General features: G+C 28.1%; 2 pseudogenes. Both read left to right on the plus strand.

Features of this window, described 5'->3' with window-relative positions:
* Positions 1 to 181 (plus strand): annotated as a pseudogene (locus tag TCEL_RS13005) (hypothetical protein); the annotation flags it as partial.
* Positions 182 to 345: 164 nt separating this feature from the next.
* Positions 346 to 572 (plus strand): annotated as a pseudogene (locus tag TCEL_RS00185) (aminotransferase class V-fold PLP-dependent enzyme); the annotation flags it as partial.

Below are 572 nucleotides of genomic sequence, written 5' to 3' on the forward strand. Positions count from 1 at the left end.
TGCATATGATAGCTACAGAAGATTTATTCAAATGTTTAGTGATGTTGTAATGCAAATTGACAAAAATTTGTTTGAGAATATACTAGATGAGATTAAGGAACAAAACAATGCAAAATATGATACAGATTTAACAGCAGAAAATTTAAAGGAAGTAGTAAAGAGATATAAAGAATTATATAGAATTTTTGAATATTTAAACATATTATTATATTCAAGTTTACAAAAATTTAGGATTATTTTCGGTTGCTTTTTCGAATTGATTATGAAAAAATTGGATAATTTCACATTTCACATGGGTGGCACTTTTGAATAATATATAAGAGGAAAATAGAAAGGGTGGTTTACATGGAATGCTTCAGAGATTTTATTGTTGGTGTTGACAGTATAATACCATTAAAAGATGGGACAATGGTTAAATATATAAATTTTGATAATGCCGCAACAACACCTCCCTTCAAAACTGTCATGTGGTTTATAAATTACTTTTCTGAATATTATGCTTCAATTCATCGTGGAGAAGGTTACAAATCAAGACTTTCCACTGAAATTTATGAGTCGGCAAGGGATGAAAT

The organism is Thermobrachium celere DSM 8682 (genome assembly GCF_000430995.1).
Lineage (GTDB): Bacteria > Bacillota > Clostridia > Clostridiales > Caloramatoraceae > Thermobrachium > Thermobrachium celere.